At 42.7% G+C, this 24053-nt stretch carries 20 protein-coding genes and 1 tRNA gene; 13 read left to right on the top strand and 8 right to left on the bottom strand.

Features of this window, described 5'->3' with window-relative positions; translation table 11 throughout:
• Window positions 1–18: 18 nt before the first annotated feature.
• The 3 genes from AJE_RS12380 to AJE_RS12375 form a co-directional block, all read right to left on the bottom strand.
• A complete protein-coding gene (locus tag AJE_RS12380) occupies window positions 19–1311 on the bottom strand; it encodes a methyl-accepting chemotaxis protein (RefSeq protein WP_237709354.1) in 1293 nt (430 codons plus the stop codon).
• A gap of 66 nt (window positions 1312–1377) precedes the next feature.
• Window positions 1378–1596 (bottom strand): hypothetical protein, encoded by a 219-nt coding sequence (locus AJE_RS18810; RefSeq protein WP_237709353.1) that lies wholly within the window; start codon window positions 1594–1596, stop codon window positions 1378–1380.
• A gap of 186 nt (window positions 1597–1782) precedes the next feature.
• The gene (locus tag AJE_RS12375) at window positions 1783–3981 is read right to left on the bottom strand and encodes a putative bifunctional diguanylate cyclase/phosphodiesterase (protein ID WP_008951150.1); all 2199 of its coding nucleotides are present in this window, start codon (window positions 3979–3981) and stop codon (window positions 1783–1785) included.
• Between the two features lie 272 nt (window positions 3982–4253).
• Here AJE_RS12375 and AJE_RS12370 point away from each other — a divergent pair, with 272 nt between their 5' ends.
• Both AJE_RS12370 and AJE_RS12365 read left to right on the top strand, forming a co-directional pair.
• On the top strand, window positions 4254–5024 hold the full coding sequence (locus tag AJE_RS12370) for a substrate-binding periplasmic protein (protein WP_039928748.1): 771 nt from the start codon (window positions 4254–4256) through the stop codon (window positions 5022–5024).
• A gap of 77 nt (window positions 5025–5101) precedes the next feature.
• The gene (locus AJE_RS12365; RefSeq protein WP_008951148.1) at window positions 5102–5809 is read left to right on the top strand and encodes a substrate-binding periplasmic protein; all 708 of its coding nucleotides are present in this window, start codon (window positions 5102–5104) and stop codon (window positions 5807–5809) included.
• A 141-nt stretch (window positions 5810–5950) separates the two neighbouring features.
• On the opposite strand, the gene AJE_RS18570 is transcribed toward AJE_RS12365, so the two are convergent.
• A tRNA-OTHER gene (locus AJE_RS18570) sits at window positions 5951–6041 on the bottom strand.
• A gap of 42 nt (window positions 6042–6083) precedes the next feature.
• Between AJE_RS18570 and AJE_RS12360 the strand changes: the two genes are divergently transcribed.
• Window positions 6084–7241, top strand: coding sequence for a tyrosine-type recombinase/integrase (locus tag AJE_RS12360; RefSeq protein ID WP_008951147.1), 1158 nt, complete (start codon window positions 6084–6086; stop codon window positions 7239–7241).
• Window positions 7242–7724: 483 nt separating this feature from the next.
• On the opposite strand, the gene AJE_RS18905 is transcribed toward AJE_RS12360, so the two are convergent.
• Complete coding sequence (locus AJE_RS18905; protein WP_272941543.1) at window positions 7725–7853, bottom strand: hypothetical protein; 129 nt, start codon at window positions 7851–7853, stop codon at window positions 7725–7727.
• 184 nt (window positions 7854–8037) lie between these two features.
• Here AJE_RS18905 and AJE_RS12350 point away from each other — a divergent pair, with 184 nt between their 5' ends.
• The 3 genes from AJE_RS12350 (at window position 8038) to AJE_RS12335 (ending at window position 11868) form a co-directional block, all read left to right on the top strand.
• Complete coding sequence (locus tag AJE_RS12350) at window positions 8038–9663, top strand: hypothetical protein (RefSeq protein ID WP_008951146.1); 1626 nt, start codon at window positions 8038–8040, stop codon at window positions 9661–9663.
• 8 nt (window positions 9664–9671) lie between these two features.
• Window positions 9672–10451, top strand: coding sequence for a hypothetical protein (locus tag AJE_RS12345; protein WP_008951145.1), 780 nt, complete (start codon window positions 9672–9674; stop codon window positions 10449–10451).
• 266 nt (window positions 10452–10717) lie between these two features.
• A protein-coding gene (locus tag AJE_RS12335) for an IS3 family transposase (RefSeq protein ID WP_138984238.1) occupies window positions 10718–11868 on the top strand; the annotation gives its coding sequence in 2 pieces (ribosomal slippage) (window positions 10718–10958 and window positions 10958–11868; 1152 coding nt in all).
• Between the two features lie 255 nt (window positions 11869–12123).
• Here the strand turns inward: AJE_RS12335 and AJE_RS12330 are convergent.
• Window positions 12124–12615, bottom strand: a complete 492-nt coding sequence (locus tag AJE_RS12330) for a CC0125/CC1285 family lipoprotein (RefSeq protein ID WP_039928747.1) — start codon at window positions 12613–12615, stop codon at window positions 12124–12126.
• A 387-nt stretch (window positions 12616–13002) separates the two neighbouring features.
• On the opposite strand from AJE_RS12330, the gene AJE_RS12325 reads away from it, so the two are divergent.
• The 5 genes from AJE_RS12325 (at window position 13003) to AJE_RS12305 (ending at window position 19437) form a co-directional block, all read left to right on the top strand.
• Window positions 13003–14280, top strand: coding sequence for a tyrosine-type recombinase/integrase (locus AJE_RS12325; RefSeq protein ID WP_008951140.1), 1278 nt, complete (start codon window positions 13003–13005; stop codon window positions 14278–14280).
• 100 nt (window positions 14281–14380) lie between these two features.
• On the top strand, window positions 14381–15823 hold the full coding sequence (locus tag AJE_RS12320; RefSeq protein WP_008951139.1) for a serine/threonine protein kinase: 1443 nt from the start codon (window positions 14381–14383) through the stop codon (window positions 15821–15823).
• A complete protein-coding gene (locus tag AJE_RS12315) occupies window positions 15813–16973 on the top strand; it encodes a UvrD-helicase domain-containing protein (protein WP_008951138.1) in 1161 nt (386 codons plus the stop codon). The genes AJE_RS12320 and AJE_RS12315 overlap by 11 nt, the downstream gene beginning before the upstream one ends.
• The gene (locus AJE_RS12310; protein ID WP_008951137.1) at window positions 16970–18388 is read left to right on the top strand and encodes a hypothetical protein; all 1419 of its coding nucleotides are present in this window, start codon (window positions 16970–16972) and stop codon (window positions 18386–18388) included. The genes AJE_RS12315 and AJE_RS12310 overlap by 4 nt, the downstream gene beginning before the upstream one ends.
• A gap of 209 nt (window positions 18389–18597) precedes the next feature.
• Complete coding sequence (locus AJE_RS12305; protein ID WP_008951136.1) at window positions 18598–19437, top strand: hypothetical protein; 840 nt, start codon at window positions 18598–18600, stop codon at window positions 19435–19437.
• 320 nt (window positions 19438–19757) lie between these two features.
• On the opposite strand, the gene AJE_RS12300 is transcribed toward AJE_RS12305, so the two are convergent.
• Both AJE_RS12300 and AJE_RS18005 read right to left on the bottom strand, forming a co-directional pair.
• On the bottom strand, window positions 19758–20741 hold the full coding sequence (locus AJE_RS12300) for a DUF4238 domain-containing protein (RefSeq protein WP_008951135.1): 984 nt from the start codon (window positions 20739–20741) through the stop codon (window positions 19758–19760).
• A gap of 159 nt (window positions 20742–20900) precedes the next feature.
• Window positions 20901–21650 carry an HNH endonuclease gene (locus AJE_RS18005; protein ID WP_008951134.1) on the bottom strand — a complete coding sequence of 250 codons (750 nt, stop codon included), beginning with the start codon at window positions 21648–21650 and terminating at the stop codon, window positions 20901–20903.
• Between the two features lie 629 nt (window positions 21651–22279).
• Between AJE_RS18005 and umuD the strand changes: the two genes are divergently transcribed.
• Together umuD and umuC are read left to right on the top strand one after the other, a co-directional pair.
• Window positions 22280–22714, top strand: coding sequence for a translesion error-prone DNA polymerase V autoproteolytic subunit (umuD, locus tag AJE_RS12290; RefSeq protein ID WP_008951132.1), 435 nt, complete (start codon window positions 22280–22282; stop codon window positions 22712–22714).
• Entirely contained in the window at window positions 22711–23997 is a 1287-nt protein-coding gene (gene umuC / locus AJE_RS12285; protein WP_008951131.1) for a translesion error-prone DNA polymerase V subunit UmuC, read from the top strand. Before umuD ends, umuC begins: the two co-directional genes overlap by 4 nt.
• Window positions 23998–24053: the final 56 nt, after the last annotated feature.

The raw sequence follows: 24053 nt of genomic DNA, 5'->3' as shown, positions 1-24053 counted from the left end.
AGACTAGCTCGTATCGGCCTATGCCACCTTAAAGCGGGCCGCAACCTGCTGGAGATCATTGCCAAGCTGGCTTAGGTTAGAGCTGGCCATCGCTGTCTGTTCACTGGCAACAGCAGACTGCTCAGCCACATCACGGATACTAAAAATACTGCGGTTAATTTGCTCTGCCACCGTACTTTGTTGTAATGCTGCGGCCGCAATTTGCTGATTCATCGCCTGAATGCTCTGCACGGCCTTGCTGATCGTTTCGATGGCATCGCTGACATTATCGGCACTTCCTAGGGTATGTTCGGCCAAGCCAGCACTTTTATCCATATTAGCAACAGCGCTTTCGGCTTTTTGCTGTAAATCGCTGATTAACTTCTCAATTTGACCGGTTGACTCCTGAGTTCTAAATGCCAGCGCCCGTACTTCGTCGGCAACAACTGAGAAGCCACGCCCGGCATCGCCAGCCCGCGCGGCTTCAATGGCCGCATTGAGCGCCAACAAATTAGTTTGATCGGCAATGCTTTTAATTACATCCAACACGGCTCCAATATTGCTACTTTGCTGTTTTAACTCACTGATCGCCTGCGCAGAATTCGCTACCTCATGCGCCAGGGTCTTTATTTGGTGAATGGTTTGACTCACCACCTGCTCACCAAGCTGCGCCTGGGTTGCTGATTCTGTTGCAGCACTGGAAGCTTCTTCAGCATTTTTTGCCACATCCTGAACCGTCGTCGCCATTTCGTTCATCGCGGTGGCAACCTGCTCCGTTTCGGCTTTCTGTTGGCTGACGCCAGCCGCATTTTGCTCAGAAATGGCGGCCATTTCTTCTGTTGCAGCAGCAAGCTGGGCGATACCTGAGGTCAGGTTATGTAGTAAGTCACGTAAGCTGACCGTCATTTGTTGCATCGCTTTCATTAACTGGCCCGGCTCATCCAGTCGATCGGTCGGAAGATTTGCCGTCAGATCGCCGGCAGCAATTTGCTCGGCGACACCGACAGCACGTCGTAGCGGAATGACGACCATCGACGTGATAACTAATGCAGCGGCAATACCAATCAAAATGGCGACAAGCGCAGCCAGTAAAATGGTACGCTCTACCTGTGTGACCTGTTGTTCCAAATTATTCAATTGATTGGCGACCGAGTCCGTTCCCGCCTGATCGGCTGCCCGGGCGGCCTGCTCCATTTGCTCCTCAAGTTGACTTGCGGCAGCAGAGCCGGGCTCAGCCGCAGCCAGGCGGGATAAGGCTTGCTGATATGTATCAATATGTTGCAACATCTGCTGCATTAGTTGCCGGCTTTGCTCGGTACTAAATTGCGCCAAGCTTTGCTCGCCCAGCCTTTTGGCATCGGCGGCCAGTGTAACCGCACGCTGGTAATACTGACGGTCCTAGCGCAGCAGAAAGTTTTTCTCCTGTTGCCGCGCTTCACTGATCAGTAAATTGGCTTCGCTGACATTCGCTACTAACTGAAAACGGCTGCTTAAATTCTCCAGCGCGTTATAACTTAGCCAGGAAATCAGCACCAGAATAAACAGAATAGCGCCAAAACCGCTAAACAATTTGCCGCGAACACTAAGGTTTTGCATAAATATGGTAAAAGCAGTCATGTGACAATTCCTATTTATTTGTTTTATTGTTATTTTTCGCCAGGAACTGCAGGCGAAACCTCAGTATATAAGCTGAAGTTGAATTAGCAAGCCGGGTTTAGAACAGCGGCTCGTTCTTTAAAAAGTATAGCCTGCCAGATGCAGAGCGGTGACATTATCGGCCAACAGCTAAAAGCGACTCATGTATCAAGGCTGCACTGCCAGCCAGGGTTCCAATTGAGCAACTGGCATCGGCCGGGCAATCCCATACCCCTGACCATAACGGTAGCCAATCTCCAGTAATTTTTGGGTGTGGGCGTTCGTTTCGACGCCTTCGGCAATGGTATTTAACTGAAAACTCTCAGCTAACAGACGCACACCTTGCAGGATCGCCAGATCATCCGCATCGGTCAGGACATCGCGAACAAAACTTTGATCCAGTTTTAAGGTACTAATGGGTAATCGCTTCAGATATGACAATGAAGAGTAGCCGGTACCAAAATCATCCAGCGAAAAACTAACGCCCAATGCCGCGCAAGCCAGCATGGTCTGAGAGACATGCTGAAAGTCCTGCAAGGCACTGGTTTCAACGATTTCCAATTCCAGACATTTCAGTGAAACCTGCGGAAACTCCGTCGCCAGTTGCGTGAGTTGCTGCGAAAAATCCGGCTGTTGTAAATGATTGGCGGCAATATTGACCGAAATCGGCAAACTTCGTCCCTGCTGCTGCCAGAGCGCAAGCTGGGTTAAGGCCTGGCGCAGTACCCAGTTTCCAAGCATAATACCAAGCGGATGTTGCTCAATCAGCGGTAAAAAAGTCCCTGGCGCCAACAAGCCCAATTCCGGGTGCTGCCAGCGGATCAAGGCTTCGACACCGATACAGTGACCGCTTTGTAAATCCACTTTTGGCTGATAATGCAACTCAAACTGATTTTGCTCTAAGCCGAGCTGAATCGCCTGCAGGCGTTGATGCAGATCTCTGGCTTGCAGATCGGCCGCCAGATCAAAATAGTGAATACGGTTTTTACCCGCCTGCTTGGCCAGATACATTGCCTGATCAGCCTGTCGTAGCAGTTGTTCCGGCTCAACAGCCAGCTGCTGTGGATAAAAACTTACCCCGATACTGGCCGATAGCTGCGAGCTAACGCCATCAATCAGAACTGGCGTTGCCATCGCATCCAACGCTTGCTGCAATACCGCCGAACAATCGGAATTATGCTCAAGCCCGGTCAGTAATAACACAAACTCATCACCGCTGATCCGCGATACCAGGCTGCCCGCAGTAGCCTGTTCGCTGAGACGCCGGCTTAGCTCTAGTAATACCCTGTCGCCATGCGGATGGCCAAGTTGATCATTTACCGCTTTAAAACCATCCAAGTCGATAAAAGCCAATGCCAGACTTTGTTGCTGCTGGGTGGCTTGTTGCATCGCCTGTTGCAGTCGTTCAGCCAGTAAAAAACGGTTGGGCAAGCCGGTAAGAGGATCATAATGTGCCAGTTGCTTTAGCCGCTGCTGTGCAGACTGACGATTTTGCTCAAGCTGGGCGAGTCGCTGCTGCGTATGACTTAACCAACCGAGTACAGTGTTAGTATCTTGCTCGGCCAAAGGCGCCGGCTGCGTAAAAACTCCCTGCCCCAATTGTTCGATACGACGGTAGATCTCTGTTACCGGTGCGCCCAGAACGGCACGCTCCCGCTGCTTAAAGCGCCAGAGTAACCACAGTAACATTACGCCTAGCAACACAAATAATGCCCGCAGTAACCTGGCCTGCCGCTCAGCAGCGATGACTGCAGCATCAGTACGTTGCCGCATCAGGCTATATAGCTGGTCGATCGGTTGCATAATGCCGGCTTTGGCCTGGTGATAGGCGGTATCATGCAGCATCCGCAGCGCTTGCTCCCTAAGCATTGGTTCACCGCTGGCGACCAAGCGCATTGCTTCCTGCTCAATCTGAGTCAGCGCATCCGAAGCCTGCTTCGCCGACACCAGTTGTGACAGCTCGGACTCGGTAAAGCCAGCTTCTCGCATTAAGTCCAGTAGTGCCACCGCCTTGGCTGTCGCTCGGGGGCGGCGATCAGTTTCATCTACCAGATCCCAGTAGATATGGTGATAGTCGACCGGACGCGGTAAGTCGCCATTGCGGATGGCAAAGATTTCGTTAAAGTAACGCCGGTAACGCTCGTCCCCGGTGACCGCATAGGTACGCACCATACGGGTTAAATCATCAGAAGATTGCCGCAACTCATCGGCCAGCAGGAAGGACTGCAGCCGTTGCTGATGCGCCAGCTCGATATCACGCTCAGCATCGACATAAAGCCGGAAACTGATGACAAACAATACCAATACCAGCAAGGCAACAGCCAGATGTAACTCAAATGCGAGAGGTAAACCAAGTTTGCGCTTCAACCAAAACTCCCGAATGGCTGTGACGGCCTATTATACTTTGCTAATTTGAGCTTAGCATAGGCGACAACCGGCTTCACTGACTATTGCTAAGATCTGAAATCCAATACGACAGTAAAGGACAGCAGGTTTGATCTTAGATGGCATCACAGAAAACGACAGAAAGTATCCGTATTGCCTCACAACGTAAAGTGCCAAGCCGAGGAGCAACCCGCTTGTTTTTTAAACAGATCGTGCTATCGTAAAAGACGCAGCGGTATTCATCTGAGGTGTTGGTGCGCAGCTTCTTACTGGTTATATTATTTCTGCTAAGTAGTAACTTGGCAGCTGTCGAGCGTACAACGGTGAGAGCTATTGTCAGCGCCTCCAACGCCCCTCCTTATGCACTTTTTGACGAAAGCGGTAGTCTCATCGCAGGCATTAGCAAAGACATTCTGGATGAGCTAAGCAAACGCAGCGAGTTGAACTGGCAATATCTTCCTTTACCGCGCGGCCGTGTTGAACAATGGCTGCTGCGCGACGATGCTGATATCGCCTGCTTTTTAAACCCGGCCTGGGTTGAGCAGCCTGAGCAACTGCTATGGAGCCCGGCACTTTTTACGACGCAACAGGTTATCGTTAGACGCAGCACCAGCCCGGCCATTCAAAATATTACTGATCTGTTTGGCAAACGCTTGGGCACCGATCGGGGCTTTAGTTATCCGGAGCTCGATGCTATCTTTGCACAACGCTTAGCGGTACGCGATGACGCCTCTTCGCTACAAATCAATCTGAGCCGATTACAGAAACAAAGGCTGGATGCCGTTTTAACGGTAGATCTGGCTTATCTTTATCATCAGCAACAATATCCCAGTGAAGGTTTACAAGCGGACCCATTATGGGCAGAGCCAGCCAACGTATATTGTGCCTTAAATCAGCACCAACCAGAGCTAACGGCACGCCTGCTGCTGACATTACAGCAAATGGTAGCTGATGGCACTGTTGCTAACATTCTAAAACGCTACCGCCAAGCCGAACCCTCAAATCAATCAACCCCTGTCCTGTGAAAATGGCTTGCACCTTTGCATACAGATGGTCAAACTAGCCCCCAAATACGCTCATTTGAATTTATATCGGTAAGACTATGCGTCTGTTTGTGCTGCTACTACTGTTGTTTTCTGTCAGGTTGTACGCCTTGGATAAAACCCTGACCGTAGCGGTTAACGATGGCGCCCCCTGGGCGTACTATGACAACACAACCGGTGTTACAGGCATTGATGTAGAAATTATTCGCCAGATTTTTCAGACGCTCGGTTATCAAACGGAATTCCACCTGCTTGGTTATAACCGGCTAATTAAAGAATTTAATGACGGCAAGTTTGATGTGGCCAGCCCCGCCGCCTTTGCTTCTGACAGCGGGCATTTCACTGCCCACTACCTACCGTTTCAGGATGTAGCCGTCTCACTTAAACATAAGTCACTAAAGATTGAGCAGATATCTGATTTACATAATAAAAAAATCGTTGCTTATCAGTTTGCCAGCAGTGTACTGGGCCCGGAGTTCGCTAACAGCGTAAAACAGGCTAACTATATTGAGATAGCAGAACGGGAATTACAACTTAAGCTACTGGTCAATCACAGGGCCGATGTGGTGATTGGCGAGCGGCGCTTGCTAAGCTATATTACGCAGCGACATTTTCCTGATACAGAACTTGCTATTCATCCTATCTTTGTCACTCAATCTTATGGCGCTATTGTCAAAGATCGGCAGCTGCAACAGCTGTTTGATCAGCAACTAATCAAAATGCAAGCCTCAGGTGAACTGCAGCGCATCCTGCAACAGTGGCCCTAAGATAGACTAAGCTCTGCGGTGGCTGTCGATATATGTTTCAGCGCTAACCTGCTGTCAACTTTCTACGCATGATTACTTGATGAGACTTGAGCCAAAAACCAACGGAAGCGCAGCAAAAAGCGCTGCTAATTTGGAGATAATTGGTGCCTAGGGTCGGACTCGAACCGACACGGAGTTTCCCCCGGCGGATTTTGAATTAACCGCTTGTATTTTTACGCCATTAAAAACATACTGTTATAAGTGTTTTTTAAAACTATAACAGAAACTATCACAGATGACCTACCAGCACCCCACAGGAAAAGCGCGGCTGTACAAACAGGCCGGTTCAGCCAAATGGTATATGGACTACTACGATCAGTTTGGCAAAAGGCGACAAGTCAGCACCAGAACCACTGATTTTGATAAAGCCAAACAAATGCTGGACGAGCAGATGCTGGTGTTAAAGCTGGTTCGTGAAAATCGGATCGATCTTGCCCCGCGTTGCTTTGTTACGGTTGAAAAGGCAGCAAACGAAACAATCAAACATTTAGAACAGCGTCAAGCGAGAGGGTTAAAGGAAAATAAGCGTAGTCTCTTAAAAATCATAGAATTGTTCGGACCTTTAGACATTAACAAATTGAAACGAAAGGAACTTTATGAGATTTACAACCGTGAAATGTCAGAGACAATGGTCAGGAACTACAATCGCGCTTTTAAATTGCTGTTTAACCATTGTATTGATTTAGGGTATATCGAGGTTAAACCTGAGCTGCCAGAGCCAAGAATCAGCGAGAAAAACAAGCGAACACCAGCAACACAGGAGCAAATCAAATTGCTCCGGCAAAGATTTATAGAGAAATCAGCCACCTCAAAAAACTTGCTCGGCAGGAGCAACTTTATGCTACTGAACCATTTTATAGAGTTACTACTTCTAACAGGCACTAGGTATGGAGAACTCCGATATTTGCGGTTTGACGATGTCCACCCTCAGAAAATTGGAGAAACTAACGCCTTCGTAATGAATATTAGAAAAAGCAAAACTTCAACACGCCAAATCATTATTTGCCAAAAAGCTTACCGCTGCATACAACTGACCAAAATCCAGAAAAATATACACCACCTCGATACAGAGTACGTTTTCAGCAGGGAGCCTGGTTTTTTTCCTGACTTTACCAGCATTTTAAAGGAAGACAGGAACAGGTATAAAGAATGGTATAACGCCAATGGTGTGTTTGACTTTACCTTGTATATGCTTCGGCATACCTTTATTACCGATAAAATCAGAGAGGGTAGAAACTTATTTTTACTCGCACAGCACTGCGGCACCTCAGTCCAAATGATCGAAGATTACTACGCCGACGCCATAGCCAATAAGGACGTTAATTATATTTTTTCTGACGACCAGTTCAGCAAACAGCTACAAAACCAAAGCCTTATGACAGACCTGTTTTAATGATTTTTACCTTTTTAAAAATGCGACAATACAACTTTTAAATGAAAATTATTTGTATTTTAGCTATTGAAAATAGTTTTTTATATGTTACCTGTAAATTAATGACGTATTTTTAAATACATGCTTTAAGCGTTATTTACAGTTTGGAATCAAGATGTCTTGGGCTGTAAATGGTCAGGCCGCTTACAAGGGGAGATCCAAGGCGGCACCCGCGAGGGTGGTTTCAGGTATGAAATCGACAGGTACTAAATCAGTGAACAGAGGGGCAAACAACGCTATCACGGTAAAAAAAAGCGGCAGTTACCAGTAACGAGGAAATATTAAGAGATCACGGACAAAAGGGGGGATTGGCAGCCGCTGCTTGGGTTGTAAGTTTTGTCCAGTCGAATGTGTTCAGCAACAAGATCGACCAAGGTGAAAAAGCACCGAGTAATCCATAGTCCTAGGGGCTTGGTTTGCCGGTGAAAAAGTAAAGAATTAAGATCACCTAACCCAAACCACCAAACCACCAAACCACCAAACCACCAAACCACCAAACCACCAAACCACCAAACCACCAAACCACCAAACCACCAAACCACCAAACCACCAAACATTTTCAGCATTTGACATTTTATTTCAATATGTTAGATGTAAATCATAAGTAATGATTTTCAATAACCATTTATTAAGCGCCCTTGCACTTTTTGCTGCGCAAAAGTCCTATGACACTATAAATGGCGCTACCGCGGGTCTAATTCTTTTGGCTAAACGAAAGCTATTACTTACTTTCGCATAACCAAAAAAATTACCAATCATGAGAGAAACAACCGCCCTATTTAAGTTTATCAATTACCGTAAAACGTCCTATAAAAAACCATTCAGCAGCAACCGAAGGCGCATAAACGGACTGGCCCAATTGGAAGAGTCGATCAGGCACAGCCTGCAGTGTTCGCAACAAGAACTAAAAACTGTTGCTCAGTTCAACCCCGATTTGCAGCACCTGTGTTATCTAATGTCCGGTAAAACTAAACGCCTAACCCGTTTTAGCCCTGATAAGCAGATCCGCCAGTGCTATGCTGATAAACAAATTAAACGCATTACCGACCGTTTAAATACTATTGAAAGCGGTACACCTGATCAACTTCAAGCCATTGCAACAGAAAAGCAAAAAACCGATCAGGATATCCAAAACCTGAAATACAGTTTAAGGCGTTTAGGTGAACCATTTAGCAGCATTATCAGCGACAGTAAGACCGAGATAACAGAGGAACAGATTAATGCGATCAGAGACATTGCTGAACGAGATCCAGCGATTAAACGAGTAAAGCAAAAACTCAACACGGTTGCGAGGTACGCCAAAGCTCATAATCAGCGAATAGCGTTAAACAACAAAACAAACCTGCAGGCAAACAGCACCGTATTGGCGCACGAAGCTATTTTTACCATACCAGTACATAACGGTGTTGAATTGGACAGCCAGACAATGCTGGGCATTATCAGCAGTTTTTATGAGAAGTATTTGCCAGACTTTACCATTATGTTCGCGGTATATCACGCCAATGAAAAACTGGCAGAAGATCAAACCGGCAACCATGTACATATTTTTGTTGATGGTTATAACCAGAGCAGCGGCAAATATGACCTGCCAAGCCAAATCAGGCTATTGGCCGATAAATATGCACGGTTTTACAAACTGCCCGAAATAGGCGCAGATAAACAATTATCAGCAGATAAAAACAAGCGCGTTGGCGAATATATCCAGCAGCTGTTTTACCAACACGCTAACAAGCATCTGAAAGGCCAGGATCTTAAACTGGCATTTTTACCCGATACAGACGAACGCCAGAAAATCAGAGCGGAAATCAGAAAGCAGGCCGATCTGCCAAAACACCAACGTAAGTTTAGTTTTTACAACCGCGCCAAAGAACAAACCGAACAATTAAAAAAACAGGCTAAACAGGCGATTGAAGCGGCAAAAAAAGCCAAGGTAATAGCAGAGCAAGCAGAACAGAAAACAGAGCAAGAAAAACAGCAATTAACGCTATTATTGCAACAGCAGCAAGCCGCAGCGGAAAAACATAAACAGCTTGAACTAGAAACCCACCTTTTAACCTATCAGGCCGAACAAGCCAGAAAGGAAGAACAGGAAACCAGAGCGTTTTTAGATTATTTTTTTAGGCTAAGTGAAGCATTAAACAAGTGGTGGTCTAGCCTGATAAAAAAAGTCCCTGAAATAGTGATTATAAAGGCCGCTGCGGATGTTAAAAAAAGCATTGACGCCTTTTCCGACTCAACTAATCCAAACTTTGTGAATCAGCTAAATCAATTTGTTAGCCTTGAATATGATAGAGCTATGATAGTAGAAAAGGCACAAAAATTAAGCGACAATGCAAAGGTTTCAAATTATTTGCACGTTACCCGACGTCAGAAAAGGATTTAGGTAATTTTATGTTTGGAAATAAACGCCGAGAGTTCAACGCTCGAATTTCGTTACTATTCCCTGGTTTCGGTTTTACTCTGGATGACGCCGGTGTTTTTAACACTTTATCGGCACTCGATATTGCTTGGGAACGAAAATACAACGACTATGAAAGTGCGCTATTTTGCGCTTATATAGTCTATGGTGGGATGTTAAAAAATCAAGACATTCGGGCTAACGACACCCTAAAAAAAATCCTCTTTATCCAGAAAGAATGGCTAAGTAAGAACGTTTTACAGCCAACACTCTTAAAAGATTGGACCGCAAAAGTTATTGACTGGCAGAAAAAATACCTATCCGAAAATGATAAAAGTGACGAGTTAAAAGAGAGTAGCCCTTCACAAAGTAGGGCATCAGAAATCTACGAAAGAGACTTTGAGTTCTCTGGCAATTTTCCTGATTTTGCTAACGCTGATTTTTATAGTTCCTTCTATATCCCCGAAAATAACAAGATTTATTTTTTTGGTGCCTGCCCTATGGTTGCTCAAAAGGTAGTCTCACATGAGTTGCCAATTAGTTATCAGTTAGTAATGGCAGTATTCACAGAGGATGATGTTCCTCTTCTTTTTGTGACATTAGAAAAAAATCTATTAGGGCAGCTAACCCTAGGAGTACTTCATAGAAACGGAGATCACGAAAACCTTGGTCCGGGTGATCGTTATAAAACCATCGATTCATTTGAAAGCGTTGCTCTGGATATAATATCTGACAGATTAGCTTTCAACCTTGATGACATAATTCAAGGTTAACTAATTAAGTAGCTCATCAAGAGATACTTGTGATTTAGCACCATGTATGCTTGCGGCTTTAACTTGTTTGATAAGCCTATAACCGTTTTTTTCGAAGTGAGCAGACCGCCAAGAGTTACCTTTAAAGCCAAAAAGAATATGGATTAACAACAAACTTGGTAAAACAAACATATCCATTTCTAGTGGCATTCTGTTAAGAGCTATGATCCGTACCAACACTTTTGGACACCTTGCTAAGTGAGTACAATCGCTTAACGAGGTGAATAATGTCAACAAAGAAAGTCCGCAAAACACATACCGCTGAATTTAAAGCTGAAGCTCTGAAATTGGCTGATAAGATCGGTGTAGCTGCCGCAGCCAGGGAATTAAAGCTTTATGAATCTCAATTGTATAACTGGCGCTCTGCTGCCGAGAAAAAGTCTACCACCAGTGAACGTGAATCCGAGCTTGCCGCTGAAGTAGCACGCTTAAAGCGTCAGCTAGCTGAGCAAGCAGAGGATTTAGCCATCTTAAAAAAGGCGGCCACCTACTTCGCGAAGAACCAAAAATAGCGCGGTTTGAGTTTATTCTGGAGCATCAGCACCTGTTCTCGTTAATCAGAATGGTTGCGGTGCTTCAGGTGTCGCGAAGTGGGTATTATGCCTGGCGTAAAAGCGGCCTGACGACAAGCCCAAGGGCGGTGAAGCGTGCACAGCGAGATGTCTTGATAAAGGAAGCCTTTGACGATTCCAAAGCACGTAATGGTGCTAGGCGAATTCAGGTAGACCTTGCTGAGCATGGTGATAAACCTGACGTAAAAACCATACGAAACAGCATGGCACGTCAGGGATTGGTGGCCAAAGCGGCGCGCAAGTTCAAGGTTACAACGGATAGCAATCATACGCTCCCTGTTGCACCAAATTTGCTTGAACAAGACTTTAACGCAACAGGCCCGAATCAGAAATGGGTCGGTGATATTACGTACTTGATGACCAGCGAAGGCTGGCTATATTTGGCGGTGATCATTGATCTGTATTCGCGAGCAGTGATTGGCTGGTCGATGAGCAACCGCATGACAGCAGACTTGGTGTGTGATGCGCTTAAAATGGCTTTGTTCCGGCGCAGACGCCCAAAAAAGGTGATCGTTCATAGTGATCGCGGCAGCCAGTATTGCTCGCATGATTACCGCGCCTTGATTACAAAGCACCAACTGGTGCAAAGCATGAGCCGTAAAGGCAACTGCTGGGACAACGCTTGTGCGGAAAGCTTCTTCCATTCATTGAAGGTTGAAGCGCTTCAGGATGAGCCAATAATGGATCGGGAAACAATGCGTCAACACGTTTTTGAGTATATTGAAGTTGATTACAACAAGACCAGAAGGCATAGTGCTCTTGGCTATCTTAGCCCAGAGAGTTTTGAATTAAAGAACAGTGCTTAGTGAAGTGTCCACTGTTGCTGGTACAGATCACTATTCCACTACTTATAGCTGTTATGCCAATGATTTTTAGATTTTTGAAAACTGCCCAGATTCCTGTAAATAGAAACGCCCAGAAGTTAAAGCCATTAGGGATAAACTCAAATTTACCTTGTTCACTTCTGTAAATATTCCAAGTCTTCAATAAAACCACCAGATCAGCTTAAACAGAACGTATGTGTTTTGTCACAAGAAAATCACACTCAACCGATAGGGATATTAAAACTTTAAATTATATTTATTCTTGATTTCAGCCATAAAGGTTTCAATGTGAAAAATCTCTAAATGACGACCTTCTGGTAAACCGTCACTATAAAGAACACCAATCTCAACTCCAGGCTTATAAACTGGCATCGAATTGTCGGTTGTCGTGCTTGTTCCAGAAAAATAAGCAGTGTTTCCGAAACTGCTGACATTACCCGAAGTTGTTGTCGTAGACCCAGAATTGATTATTTCAGTTCTAGATTTATCCAACGTACCAGCAATTACAAAGTGCGTAAAACCCAACTTACTCCCAATTTCAGCAGCTCTAAGCTTGGCGAAATCGTTAGCTTTTTGGCTATCCGTAAAAGCATTACCACTAAATCCGATAATGTAAGCATTCTCAGAAACCATTCTGTGATAAAAGCCACCTGTACCACCCATTGGTTGATAGGCAGTCGCACAACCTGTTAAGAAAAGGATTAAAAGCAATATCTTCCATGATTTCATAACGTCACCAATGATTTGGAATAATATAGTTAACATAACGTGCGAAAGCGCTAATGTAAACATCCGAATTGATGGGGAACGTTTAAAGGTTGGATATAGAAAATTAGGAGTGGTGGCTCAGGTCGGACTCGAACCGACACCCTGTTTCCAGGACCGGATTTTGAACAGACCTCAATTAAAATAGCAGTCTATAAAACAATGAGTTAAACTCGACTTTAGAAACTTTGCAAATTCTTTGCAAGAACTTCGGACTGCTATCATGCCTAAACATCAGCCATCAGAGCAACTTTTGCTCAAAAAGTCAGCGCAATTTATGCTCACTCAACATGGCTATCCTAGCCTATTACCCACTGCCAAAGACTCGAATCAACAGCATGGAGAATGGCAATGAGTGTTCAACTTGAACGACATGATGTTACCACCGGCTTATACATCTTCCTTCAGAATAACAGTAAACGCTGGTATGCCAGATTTGTCATTGATGGTAAGTGGTATTGCAAGGCAACTAAAGAAGAAGACAAAGAAAAGGCCATAGCAAAAGCACACCGCATATTCGTAGAGCATCAGATTAGGTTCGAAACTAACACACTGACCACCAGTAAACGGTTCAAGGATGTTGCTGAAAAAGCCATTGCTACCATGAAACATGATATGGAACGTGGTGCGGGTAAAGTCATCTATGAAGACTATATTGGCTGCTTAAACAGATACCATATCCCATTCTTCGACCGGACTTTCATCACCAGCATAGACGTTGACGCACTTCGAGCCTTCGATAAGTGGCGCGAAGAGAAAATGAAACGTAAGCCTGCTCGTTCTACCCTTCTAACACATAACGCTGCACTGCAACTGGTTTTCAAAGAGGCAGTAGAAAACAAGTGGATGCTGGCCTCACAAATACCAGCTCTTGCAGCAGATGGCGCGAATATGGTTCGTCGAGCAGCTTTTACACCTGCCGAATACGAACGCATTCTTGAAAAGTTGTTTGAAATGGAAGAAAACAGCCGGAAAGAAGTAACAAAGCAGATCCGCGAATTGACGCAAGACTATGCAGAATTTGTGATTAATACTGGTATGCGACCAGGTACTGAGCTAGACAACCTAACATGGGGTGATCTTCATATTGAGCGCCATGAAGATCAAGCTACCTTTTATATAAGCGTACGCAAGGGTAAAACGACACTGCATACTGGTACTCGTGAAGTCGTATGCAAACGCAGTTTACAACGCACAATCTGGCGAATGACAGAACGTTTTCCAAATCGTCAGGCAAAAGACCTACTTTTCAGATTACCAGATGGTTCAGAAACCAAAGAAATTAGTCGTACCTTTAATGCTGCACTTAAAGAACTTGGCCTTGACGAATCACCACATGGTAAAAGAACACTGTATTCACTTCGTCATTCGTTTATTACATGGGAGCTGGTAGCGCAAAAGGTGACTATTGATGTGCTGGCTCGTCAGTGCGGTACAAGTATTGAAATGATCGAACGCCACTACAGCCATGTGATACCTCGCATGTTCAGTCAGCAACTATCAGGCGTGGTAATTCCCGACAAAAAGGAAATCGAGAAAAAGTGGGAGCATCAGGAATCGTTAATAAAACTATGGAAAGAGCGGTTTATTCAGTGGGAAAAGAGCTATAAACGAAAAGGTTGTATCTAATGTTATTGCATCCTAAGGACAAAAGGCATTAATGTAAAACAAATTGGGACGGATTAGTTCACTCGTGTGAACAATTATTTGTTATTAAGGATGAAGAGTAATGCCAGGGCTTGATTCGCAGACTATTGAAGATTTAACAGAACGAGCAAAACGATTTCTAAACCAATCAGGTGGATATGAAGACATTTCATTCATCGATGCTGGAGGCTCAGCTGCTGTTTTTCGAGTTATACGCAAAGGTAGAACAAGTGCTTTAAAAGTATTTGACCCAAAGTTTTTTTCTGGTTCAAGAGGAGCGTCAGAAAGAAGACGACTGGAAGTACAACGTAAACTCATCGGACACTCGTGTGATAGCCTTGTGCAGACTTTTTGCGCAGAAGAAGCTGAAAATACCGCATTTGTAGAAATGGAATTTATAGAATGGCCGCAATTAGCAAAGTGTTTGGTTAATATACCCGATAAGTCTGTTGTTCTTTTGATAGGACAACTAGTTGAAGCTGTCAGGTATTTGGAAGAAAAAAATATTGTTCATCGAGACATTAAGCCTGAAAATATACATGTTTCTGATGATTTTAAGCATTTAAAACTTCTTGACCTTGGCGTTTCTCGAGAGTTTGATTCACTTGACGAAAATGATGCGGCTATTACAGATGACGCTCAAAGGCGTCCATTCCTCGCAACAGCACAATACAGTTCGCCAGAGTACCTTTTTAGATTAGATCAACCAACATCAAAACTCTGGAAAGGTTTAAACTTTTACCAAGTTGGCGCAGTGCTGCACGATCTGATAAATAAAGAGCCCCTTTTTGGATATGAGATATCACTAGAAAATAGGTGGCTAGTCGCGAGGGCTGTTCTTACAAAACTACCATCATTTACCACAGCAGAGTCGGACACACTTTCAAAGGCGAAAGCACTTGCTCTCAGATGTTTATGTAAGGATATAGATACTCGTTTAGCACTTGTTAGCTGGGAGGATTTTAACCTAGAAGGTTCCACTGACCCTTTATCCGCACTAAAAGGCAGGCTATCACGTACTACCGTGATTCAAGGAGCAGAGAGAGCGAGAAGCCTGACAGAGAAACTTAATTTCGAAAGAATTCAGTTCTTGAACAGTTTATTTGGAAATGTCAGAGCGGAATTAATCGAAGCATGTGGCACTCAATTACCTCTCGAAATGGTCATTTCCTGTGAGAATACATTTACTGAGGCACACTTCACTTTTTCACCTGAGTTTGACTTAAACCTAAGGTGTTCGATTAGAGTTGAATGGCAATCGGGTATTCATGAGAAAACAGCTCTTGTCTCCCTAAGTGCTCAAATAGCAGCTAAATCAAAGACAATAGACTCAAACAGCATTACTTTTAACCCAGTATTTGAGATCTCAATTAATGAAGGAGCCAGTAATAGTGCGGTGCTAATTGCGTCAGAAATCTCGCTGAGAGTCGTTAATGCTTTAGATTTAATGGAAACAGCTGGCGAACAAATCATGCAGCTTGACGGTTTTGAAATCAGTAACAAGGAAAATAGCAATGAGAACTAGTTGGTGGCGAACCAAAAACGAGTTAGATACAGATCAAATTGCATTCATACAACTACCTCCGACTGGTCGCTACGCTTTGATTGGCCCACCAGGATCTGGCAAGACCAACTTATTGCTACTTAGGGCACAATACATTGCCGGAAAAGGTGAAAAGAATGTTCTGATAATTACTTATACCAAAGCTCTTGCTGATTTTATTAGAACCGGAATCAATTCAAATGGATTCATAAGAAGTGATCAGGTGAAAACATTTCATTCATGGGCAAACTCGCATATTCTTGAGCATTTGGGACAACGAGGAATAACTGCCGGAGCCGAATTTAATGACGAGAAAAGAGCTGAAATTCTTGAACTGATTAAGACTGCAAATTCAAAAATTCCAGGCAGAAAAATATACAGCGCAATATTCGTTGATGAAGCCCAAGACTTAACTCTTGGAGAGCTAGAAGCTCTTCTTTGCTTGAGTGACAACGTTTGCATTTGCGGGGATGAAAATCAAGGAATCTACAGAAGAGATGGGCTTAAAGCCATTCATAGTTTAGGGCTTATAGTGCATAAACTAAATCGTCATTTTAGAATTGGACAGCGTATTGCGAGAGCTGCTGACAGACTGTGTCCTCCTGATGAAGGTGTTTTAGGGCTTGAAGCGACATCTAATTACAATATTAGAACTCTAGGTGAATCAAGCGCAAATATGCATATATGCTCCAATGTTAATGAGCAGTTCGATAAGATGATTGATTTTATTAGGGTTCAGCTCGATGCATTTAATGACGACAGCATTGGTATTTTCTGCGGAACCAAAGATTCCATAATAAATTTAAAAACTCTCTTTGAAACAACAGATTTGGCAGATCTCGTACTCGCACATGGCGTTGACGAGGAAGCAAGCTTCTCTTCGGATAAAAGAATTCATATTATGACAATTCACGCAGCTAAAGGCACTGAATTTAGATGTGTGCATATTTTCAAAGCTGAAGAGTTGAAGTCACACCCATTAAATAGAAGTCGTTTAGGATACACTGCAATAACTCGAGCCAAAACAGCATTAAATATATTTCGCACAGGTGATACAAACGCACCGTTGGAAAATGCATTCTCGGTACCAGCACATATTGATATCGATGACTTATTCCAGGTGACATCATGAAAAACTCAAAGCTCAGCTGGAGTCTAGTAAGCAAAGAGGACTTACTTGATATATTTTTAGGTGAGTTCTCTATTATTAACAACTCAAGTCGCTTACCAATTCGTGATGTAAAAGAAGGAAAATTAACTATCGGCTTCACTAGTGATGGCTCCCTTTTCGCGGGAGGTAATCCTCATTTATTGGTTTTAGAGGATCACTTGCTTAGCGAAACAATGTCATGGCTTCGTGTGTATTCAGAGGAAATGTCTCCATTAAGCCAATTTGTTAGAGTGGTTTTACGAAGTGATCTAGACGTCTTCGACCTCGCCGCTGAAAGAGAGTGGAAGCATAGCTACCATCAATCTGAACGTTGGGCTTCTATTGCTGTTGGTGAAACGCTAGCATTAGCTGAAGGAGAGTTAGATCTCCGAACTATGGCACTCTCTAGATTATCTTATTCATTTTCTTTACCTATTGGTCGAACATCATTTAATTTCAACAGCGAGAAAAGTACTCGTACATGTGCAAATAGATTAAGAAAAATTGAATCTGAACAAAGGTTCGGTAGACGCTCTATATCTGTAGAACAACTTACCCCTATTTGGGCACTCGCATATTCAAATCTATTGGGTAGAGTATCTGCAGACGAAGCAGTAGAGATAGTTCTCGAGTATTCTGCGAAGTATTACAACTCATATAAAAACATTAACCAACATTTTGAAATAAAATCGCTTGCCAATTTTAATGGGCTAAAAAGCAACTCTACTGAAGAAAGAGTTATGGCTTTTAATCACCTAGTTTCTGAGGTAACTAATAGACTGTCTCAAGGCAATATTGAGGGTTACGCACCAATCTTAGCTGCCGCAGCATGGATGGTAGGCAGAGGAACATCCCATGTTTTCCTACTCAAACGAATAGGCAAAATTATACCTATCAGCTATGTTTGGTTTGGTTTAATAGCAGCCCTTTGTGGACCTCGAGGATGGGACTCTGCATGGATACGAACAGTGAAAGGAGCTGAGCGCTTACTCAAGTATGAATTTAACTGGACGGAGGTGTCTAACACCGATATTTCTTGGCCCGAATTTTCTTGGCTCATTGATACGTTTGAAAATTTAGAGCAGATTAATTCACTTCCTAAAATGCTACCCAGAACATTAGCAGTAGAGATCGTTCCTGGAGCGTCGGTACACTTACGTCTAGCCGGCACTGTAGCAGAACAGGAAAATCGTCCAACAGAAATTCAAAGTGAAAAAGAGAACAATTTGCGAAATGCACTTAGTCAATTTATGTATTTGACCGAGAAGTTTAAAGATCTAATAGAACCTAATATCCATGAAAAATATGTGGTTCGGACTAACCAGAATGAGCAAAAACAGAAGTCTACAGAGAAAAAAACACGTTCAACTCGAACAAACAGAGAACCAAAAATATAGTTAATTGAAATTGAATCGCTATCATTTTGATAATGAACGTATTTTGCAGCAGCTAATTTAAACTTGTCTTTGGACATTAAAAAAATAAAGGTAGTTCTTAAAAAATTCTGACCTTATTTTTGCTAAAGCAGCTTATGCTTAGGTGCAGATTCAAGTCATATTCTGGTCTTAAGCTAAACAATTTGAAAAATAGTGAATTGGGAGATTGAATGCTGGATGCCGTATGCACTTATGCTGGAACACAAAAGACGTACAACATTCTCAATTTTCAGAAGCTGCCAGAAACAGACATAGAAAAATATAGACAACACTTAAAATGTCCAAAATGTGGTGGTCAGGCTTATTACCGAAAAAAAAGTAGTGACGGTAAAGCGGCTTGTTTTGGGTCTCGTTATCATGGTGATGATTGTAAAGAAGGTAATTCGTCTGCTCAGCGTGAGCGTGAAGTGAGGCATGCAACTGAGGTAAATCAAATAGTCGCGGCCTCTAGTGAAATAATTTTTGATTTCTTTGCCAAAGAATCCAAATCATCTGCTGAAGCCAGACAGCCCTCGTCGCGACCTAAGCAAGGTGGTTCTAATACAACGAGATCACACACTGGAAATACAGAGCAAATTCGTTTAAAAGTTCTCGGCATGGAAAAGGCGTTGAACAGCCTCATGCATGGGAGCGACTTAGCTGAAGCCGACATATTGATTGAAATTGGCCAAGGCTATAAGTACAAAGCCAAAAATTTGTTTGTCAATTTTGCTGACGCAGAGGCAGCAGATAGCTTAAAAGATGCACGCCCCAAAATGTTTTGGGGCACAATTTCTCATGCAGATGTTGATATGGAATGGCTTAATCCTTCAGACTGCGATGACGTTGGAGTCCCTATTAAAAGATACAAAGATGAGATATTTAAGCGATTCAAAGTTAATGAGAGACGGGATTTGGAAGGTGCTGGATTGATGTTATTTGGAAAGTGTTTCTGGAATGCTCAGCGGACAAGGAAAATAATCGAATTATGGAATGAAGAAAGAATTTTCATTTCAGTTCTAGAAGACTAATTGACAGTCAACTGAAGATAACCCAATGCTTTAAAAAGCAAATACCGAATAGAGAAAGTTGCGCCATGCTAAAGCATTATTGGGGTTCCACTGCACAATTTTTTCAGGCGTTGCAGCGCCTGCGGCGTAAAAATTGTAACTTGCTAATGCTCAATACGGTTGTTGTTTTAAGTTGTGTTTGACGACAGATCTTATAGAGCAAACCGAATTGAGTCCCCTCCTAAAAGTGATCTACCAATTGGAATAGTTATTTATTGGCAAATATGAGCTGTAGATGGAGCACACCAATTAGTGACAAATATTTAGTAATGTGTAATTTATTAAATTTTTCTCACAAAGTTAAATTTATAACTTACAGATGGCCTGTTGGCATTAAGGAATGGCCGCTTGTTTATTTCGGTAAGGTTTGTATTTTCAGTAAATCTCATTTCTTTAAATGATCTGATGATTTCAGTTAGGTGTTTTATTGATACCTGCTTACTGAAATAAATATTTTTACTGCTATTTAGGTACTGTAGCACGTTAAGATAAAAGACATCTTGACTATTATATATCGTGTGATAGCTACTTTTCCTATTGCCAATTTTATATTTTTTGTCATCGTAAAAAACTAGCAATAGCTTGGGTGTTAGGGGTAATAGCATTCTATAAAAACAGATAGGGTCATTCTCTGGCACGTAAACTAATGGATTATCGCTGACAATAAACGGATTTTTTGTCTTATTTTCAAGGACTTTCATTTTCAATTTAAGGGCCGATGCTATGATTCCATTTGCTGAAATAAATAGAGGTGAATGCAGTTTTTTAACTTCCAATTTTACATTATCAATAAAATCTAATAGTTCTTCTTCAGTAAGTTGACCATTGGCTACATCTGCCAGTTTTTTTACTAATTCGAGTTTTGAATGTTCTTTTATTACGGAAAAATTTTTCTCTACTACCTCTTTTGCAAAATTTAGAGCTTTTTCTGTTCTAACATACTGATATACTGAAAAAATTGTTAGATATAGATGTTCTGCGCTAAGGTGTTTAATATTTGATTTTTCTTGACCAATTGTATTTTTAATTATATTTCCAATTGCTGTTTCGATATTTCCTAACTTAGACTCTATTACTAGATCTTTACCATAGAAATAATCAGCAGCGCATTGAGAGGCATATGGAATCGAAGTTTTTATTTTTTCGGTCGAAATAACAACCATACCTATGTGGGTATTTTCGCTATTTTTGGCGTATTCACGCTTGTGAGCAAACTGCCTTAATAAAACTTTTGGCACATAGTGTTGCAATTTATACTCAGCCACTACTCCTTGCTCCTTAATATAGTTAACTGCGTTAATAGCATTGATAAAGCGCACATATGTTTATCGAAACAAGGCTAAGTCCACTCTTTGCTTATTATTGAGGGAATATTAATTCCTATTTTTAACATTTTAATGTCTGAAGCACCTTAAGGGGAGCGATTATAAACCATAAAAATTATTATGATAATCTATATATTTTTCTGATATATAATGCCCACATGCTCCACGAAGCATATCTATTGATAACCTTATGACTCCATAGTCGAGTTCCACATGATGATTAGGGCAAACACAGACCATATTGTCTATAACATCTGGTCCATTATGTGGCATACCAAGCGGTTGAATATGATGAGCTTCCGAATAGCGTGTACCATTGGGCATAATAATAGTATGCCCACAGATTTGGCATTCATTGTTATGTATAGCCTTAATTTGTTGGGACAACTTAGAATCTCGAAGAATCCGATAAACAGTTGCTTCAACTCTCTCAGGTATATCAAGATCAACGGCTCTGGGGCTCTCGACTAGAGTTAGTCCAATCAGATATGGAGCCCAATTAAACGATAGCGATTTCACAATCTCATGCTCCCACCACCGAAAGTCATCTATTGCTCTCTCGTAGAGATCAAAGTATCCAGAACCAGGTTGCATATAAAAATCGGATTTCCTCTCCATGTTAACTATCAAGCCAGTAATAGCAGGGAAACCATTAATTTTTGTCCATCTCGCTAATTCATCCAGCCCCTGACGCTGCAGACTTCTACCATAAGTTTCTGCCATCAACTCTAAACCAAGTTGTGTGTGTGCTGTACCGTATGAAATATATGTCTTTGGGTTAGCTACTCTGATCTGCGGCAGGACACTAACAAGTAGCTCAAGCAAACGCCTTCCTTGGTCACTCAACATAATTATCTACCTAATATAATAGCTACCGGTAGCCCGTCAGCTGTTGAAATGTATCGCTATTTATTTTAAGGCATCGACTAGCAACGCTAGTTAAATCAGTGTGGTGCTAATAAAGCACTTTAATGTCTATTAAAGTGCGTCTTTTGCACTAAATCAGATACAAAGTACTGTTCTTGTCTCTAACTTAGACAAATCTGATGGGCTTGTCACTAGTCTAGTGAAAATTAACACTAATTACACAAATGAGGACGCTTGATCACTCTAATTCGTCTAATATGCTACCGTACCAGTTTAATAGCTGCTGATAGCTTTCGAACGATTTCTTGAGTGAGTAGCACGTTATGTTGTCTACGCTGACGACTGATATTCTTAACTTGTGATCACGCTTTTCAATTTTCGGTAAGTTTAGAAGAGTCCGGCCTACTGATTTCCATCTCCATAGCTGTTGCCTGAACTGCGCTTCACTAACCTCTATCGTTTCCATACTGAATATCGTCATTAAATTTTACGTAAAATAAATGTATATGAATTGGACGGCACTTTCAAATTCAACACCAACTAATCATGCACTACCGTTTTTCCTGCCTTCTTCTTATACTGTATATAAATACACTATAACGAGGTGTGATATGTCAGCAGAAATTCTTGGCAAGGTGTCAGCAGTAAGACGCTACTTACCTATACCTTTTTACAGCAATAAGGTAGCCGCTGGGTTTCCCTCCCCTGCTCAAGACTATGTTGAAAGAACCCTGGATCTAAACGAACTCTGCATTAAGCATCCTGCGGCAACGTTTTTCGTAAAAGTCAGCGGTGATTCGATTCAGGACGCCGGTATATATGACAGCGACATTCTGGTTGTGGATCGCGCTCTTGAGGCTAAACATGGAGATATTGTCGTCGCTGCACTTAGCAATGAGTTCACTGTTAAAGAGTTATGCTTAACACCGACTATCAGATTGATACCACACAACCCCAAGTACCAAGCAATTGATATTACCTCAGAGAACGAACTAGAAATCTTCGGTGTAGTTACTAACGTGGTACGTAAAATAAGAAGGCCATGACAACGAAAACCTTTGCGCTTGTTGACTGCAATAACTTTTACGCTAGCTGCGAAAAGATGTTCAGGCCAGATCTAAGAAATGCAGCTGTTGTCGTGTTATCTAATAATGACGGCTGTGTTGTAGCTCGCTCTAAAGAAGCCAAAGCTCTTGGTATCAAGATGGGAGTACCAGCATTTCAAATCCGAGACCTGATTGATTCCGGTAGAGTATTAGCTTGTTCCTCAAACTACGCACTTTATGCCGATATATCAGCCAGAGTAATGACGACGCTAGAACAACTCGCACCAGCAGTTGAGGTTTACTCGATAGATGAGGCGTTTCTGGACCTAACAGGTGTAACGAATTGCGTCGACCTAACCGCATTCGGTCAACAGGTACGGAATACGATTCAAAAGTGGATTGGCATTACCGTATGTGTCGGCATTGCTCCGACTAAAACACTGGCTAAGTTAGCGAATCATGCAGCTAAGAAATGGCAAAAGGCCGGTGGAGTTGTTGACCTGACTGATAGAGAGAGGCAGCGAAAACTTATGAGCTTGCTACCTGTTAGTGAAGTGTGGGGCATTGGTAGTAAGTTAACGGCAAAGCTAAACAAGCTAGGCATTAACACGGTTCTCGATCTGGCAGATGCTGAACCTGCATTTATGCGCCAGCAATTTTCAGTAGTCGTATCGCGTATTGTGCAGGAGCTAAACGGTGAATCATGCTTGGAGTTGGAACAAGTAGCACCAACTAAAAAGGAGATTGTGAGTTCACGTTCATTCGGTGAAAGGATTATCTGCAAACAGCAGATGCAGGAAGCGATTAGCGAGTATGTCAGTCGTGCTTGCCAGAAACTGCGTAAAGAGCAACAAGTAGCCAAGCAGTTGAGTGTGTTTCTTCGAACCAGCCCATTCAGTGATAGAGAACGTGATCCGTACTATGCAAACAGCATCAGTACATCGCTTGTAACACCGAGCGCTGACACTCGTGATTTCATTAGTCTCGCAATCAAGCTGCTTGATAAGATCTGGCGTGACGGATATCGCTATGCAAAAGCCGGAGTGATGCTGTCAGATTTCTATGATGAAAGTGTGTATCAAGGTAGCCTGTTTGAGCCTGAACCACCTAGCTATCAGAGCAAAGCATTGATGACCGTTATTGATAAACTTAATGGCAGTGGAAAAGGCAAAGTATGGTTTGCCAGTCAGGGTGTAATACAAGACTGGTCGATGAAACGCGGTATGTTATCGCCACAGTACACTACCAGTTGGGTAGACTTACCTACAGCTAAATTGAATTAGTCTCGACTTAATCTGACACATCTACTTGAAAAGATGAGAGTTACCAGTTTTGATAT

It is taken from the genome of Alishewanella jeotgali KCTC 22429 (assembly GCF_000245735.1).
Lineage (GTDB): Bacteria > Pseudomonadota > Gammaproteobacteria > Enterobacterales > Alteromonadaceae > Alishewanella > Alishewanella jeotgali.
Note: the sequence above shows the minus strand (reverse complement) of the source record. Positions and strands in the feature narration are given on the sequence as shown.